Here is a 1,997-nt window from a genome sequence, read left to right on the forward strand (position 1 = left end):
GGTATGCTGAACATGTCCGACGAGAGTGGTCAGGACGAGAAACTGATTGCAGTTCCCCATGAGAAGCTGTCTGCACTGTACAACAATGTACAGGAGTACTCTGATCTGCCAGAACTGCTGCTGAAGCAAATCGAACACTTCTTCGAGAACTATAAGGATCTGGAACCGGGCAAGTGGGTCAAGATCGAAGGCTGGGAAGGAAAAGAAGCGGCCTTTGAAGTCATCAAAAAGTCTGCTGCCAACTACAAAGGCTGAAGGGATTAACGCAATAAACCATTTTTTGTAAATGGATTATTAATCCCTTAATGGTGTTGGAGATATTCTCTCCCGCACCATTTGCCAACTCTGGAGCTTGCATCCCGGCGGATTCACTTCACAATTAAAGGACCATAAACAAGAACAGTTGGTTTTACATGGTTCAGCTATTTCGAAGCAATCAAAAATCTTACCTCACAACGTTTTTCCTTACTCTCTTTACCTGGGCTCTTGCCGGTGTTTCTTCTGCTAATGTGAATGCACTATTGGGATCTGACACCCAACAATTTTTGCCTGTCGAAGAAGCCTTTCAGCTGGAAGCAGAGATTGTAAACAACACACTGCTGCTGCACTTTCTCGTAACGCCAGGGCATTATCTCTACAAAGATCGATTCAGCTTTTCCAATCATGAAAGCTCTACACTGCTTGGAGAGCCTTTATTCCCAAAAGGCAAGCAAAAGTACGACATTAACTTTGAACAGAACATGGAGGTCTTTCCAGAAAATGTCACTGTCAGAATTCCTGTCAAGAGTACTGAGTCCGAGCCTCAATTCCAGATAAGGTTTCAGGGCTGTGCTGATGCAGGTCTTTGCTATCCGCCACAGACACTAAATATTTCTGCCCGGAACCCCAATGTCACCAGTGCTGGCCTGATTGAGTCTTCTGAAACAACATCGGAAGACGGCAAGGCTCTGAGTTTCTCAGAATCCTTTGGAGACAGAGACCTCCTTGTGACTCTTTTACTATTTTTACTGGCAGGTCTGGGGCTGTCTTTCACCCCCTGTGTACTTCCGATGATTCCCATTCTCTCCAGTCTGCTGGTAGGCGCTGCATCAAAGGGAGCCAGTCGAAAAAGAACGCTCTCTCTTTCCATCATTTATGTACTCAGCATGTCGATCACCTTCGCTCTGGCTGGCACCTTGACGGGGCTTTTCGGGGCGAGCCTGAACTTGCAGGCAAAACTGCAATCGCCCTGGCTACTGATCCCTATTGCTGCTCTCTTCGTCATTCTTGCTTTGAGCATGTTTGGTCTTTATGAGCTTCAGCTCCCGGAAAAACTCAGAGACCGTCTCAACAGACAGCCTCAGAAATCAGGAAGTCATTCTGCTGCAGCCATTATGGGGATTTTATCGGCTCTGGTAGTATCGCCATGCGTCTCAGCACCTCTGGCAGGCGCATTGATTTACATCAGTTCAACAGGTGACGCACTCATTGGTGGACTCTCGTTGCTGGCTCTGGGCCTGGGAATGGGACTGCCACTCCTATTGATCGGCCTGGGTGGCAAGAGCCTGCTGCCTGGAGCTGGCGGCTGGATGGAGAATGTCAAACACTTCTTTGGTTTCCTTCTGCTTGGCGTTGCCGTCTGGATGCTGGAGCGTGTTATACCCGCACCACTCACACTCTTTCTCTGGGGCACCCTGGCCATTGGTGCTGCTGTTTGTCTTGGCGCTCTGGACTTCAGCAAGAAAGTTGGATCCGCTCTATTTTTTCAGGCAGTTGGCCTCGTTTTCCTGATCTATGGTGCTCTTCTGATCATCGGAGCAGCTCAAGGTCACAACCACCCACTGCAGCCTCTTGGCAGAATCAGCCAGCCCGGTGAAAACCTTTCAACAAGGGACTCTTTCCGCACAGTTACAACAGTTGAAGCACTCTCAGCTCAGCTGGAAACGGCTAAAAAGCTTGGCAGAGCAGCCATGATTGATGTTTATGCGGACTGGTGTGTTTCCTGCAGGGCTATGGAA

At 48.7% G+C, this 1,997-nt stretch carries 2 protein-coding genes; both read left to right on the forward strand.

What is annotated here, in order from left to right; all coding sequences use genetic code 11:
• Nucleotides 1-255: inorganic diphosphatase (locus KDK16_RS10345; protein ID WP_257275998.1), on the forward strand; the 255-nt coding region annotated here is incomplete at its 5' end.
• 158 nt (nucleotides 256-413) lie between these two features.
• Nucleotides 414-1,997: protein-disulfide reductase DsbD (dsbD, locus tag KDK16_RS10350; protein ID WP_257275999.1), on the forward strand; the 1,584-nt coding region annotated here is incomplete at its 3' end.

Source organism: Endozoicomonas sp. SESOKO4, from assembly GCF_024606275.1.